Below are 1,763 nucleotides of genomic sequence, written 5' to 3'. Positions count from 1 at the left end.
GACCGTCTACAACGGTGTCCAGGTCACCGACGTCAAGTACAACGGTCGTGACTACGACTGGGGCCACGGCAGCAAGGGCCACCGTCACGACAAGGGCCGTGACCACGACAAGGGCCGTGACCACGACAGGGACTGGGACCGCAAGGGCCGCGATCACGAAAAGGGTCGCGATCACGACAAGGGCCGTGACCACGACCGGGACTGGGACCGCAAGGGTCGCGGCCACGACGACCACTCGAAGGCCCGTCAGATCAGCGTTCGCGAGTTCCAGCGCCTGAACGGGAACCGGGACCTCAAGGGCAACGGCCCCTGGGCCAAGGGCACGAGCGTCGTGACCCAGGAGATCAGCGGCAACAGGTACGAGGACAGCCGCGGCGACTGGTACGTCGGCGACAACGGCACGGCCCTCTACTTCAGGAAGAAGGTCCGGGGCGACTGGGGTCACCGGGACGGCAAGAACGACATCGGGCCCGGCCCCGGCATCACCGCGGCCAGCGACGAGCTGACGGCCCTCGCGGGCACCCCCTCCCCGACCCCCGCCTCGGAGGCGTCTCCCACGCCCACCCCGTCCCCCACGCCCACCCCGTCCCCCACGACGTCCAAGTCCCCGAAGCCTCGGCATCCCGGCGACTGGGACGGCGACCACAACGACAAGCCGCGGTACAAGTACTACAAGCGGACCTTCTGGGCGAAGTCCTACCGCGACGGCCACGGCCACGGTCGGGACCACGACCGCGGTCGGGACCACCGCAGGCCGCGCGTGACGCTCGTCCTGAAGGACGTCGGCCGTCTGGGCGACAACGTGGGCGGGCAGGGCCTGGCCTACAACCAGAAGGTCGGCACCGCGGTCTTCATGTTCGGCTACCCGAGCGGTTCGCACCCGGACGGCAACTACGCCTTCACGGGCCAGACCCTCAAGTGGGCGTACGGCAAGACCGCCAAGGCGCCGGCCGTCTCGAAGATCAAGGGCGAGGAGCTGGTGGCCCTCAAGTCCTCCTTCACGGGTGAGGGCTCCATCGGTTCGCCGTGGCTGTACCGCTACAGCAACGCCAAGCGGCTCGGCTACCTCAACGGTGTCACCACCGCGCTGGCCGACACCGACGGCAACGACCGGGTCGACCACAGCCTCTCCCCGCACTTCGACGGTGAGACGCTGGCCGTCTACAAGATCGCCGAGAAGAACTGGTCCGGCAAGATCGTCTGATCTCTGGGCGAACTCTTGAAGTAAAGGAAAGGGCCCGGCATCCAGCCGGGCCCTTTTCATGTTTCATTTCCCTCGCGGCGACTTTACCCGGCGTTGAATGTCGTGTGATTGAAGAAACGGCACCCCGGGATCGCTCAGAAGGCCACCAGAAGACTCGGCACGCGACCGCCTGTCCGGTCACCCGCAGTGGCGGCCGCCCGCCCGCCGAGGGCGAGGCCGCGCTTGGCGTCCGCACTCCCCCGAGCCCGCGCTCTCGACCCCCCAAGGAGCCGTCCATCGCCTTCACACCAGGGGTTTCCAGATCCGACGTGGCGCGGTCACCGAGCCCCGTCGGTCGACTGTTGACCCGTTGGACGTGACCGCGAGCGCCTCCAGTTTCGCCGAACCTGTGTGATTTATGTCACACAGGTGGTTGTACCGGTCCATCGCACAGCGTCACCAAGATCCTTTAAGGGCATCATTGATCAGCGGAAATACCGTAAAGCCGGGGTAAAGCGCTAAACCACGTCGGCCACCTCGGCCCGACCTGGTTCCGCATTCCACTTACATCCGCTCAATT

Annotated in this window: 1 pseudogene; it reads left to right on the top strand. The window is 66.5% G+C overall.

The annotated features are described in order from the left end of the window. Positions 1 to 1,204, top strand: a pseudogene (locus tag Mth01_RS29200) (hypothetical protein); the annotation flags it as partial. Positions 1,205 to 1,763 lie beyond the last annotated feature (559 nt).

Source organism: Sphaerimonospora thailandensis (assembly GCF_016863115.1).
GTDB classification, from domain to species: Bacteria; Actinomycetota; Actinomycetes; order Streptosporangiales; family Streptosporangiaceae; genus Sphaerimonospora; species Sphaerimonospora cavernae.
The sequence above is the reverse complement of the archived record's forward strand: the minus strand, read 5'-3'. Positions and strand labels throughout refer to the sequence as shown.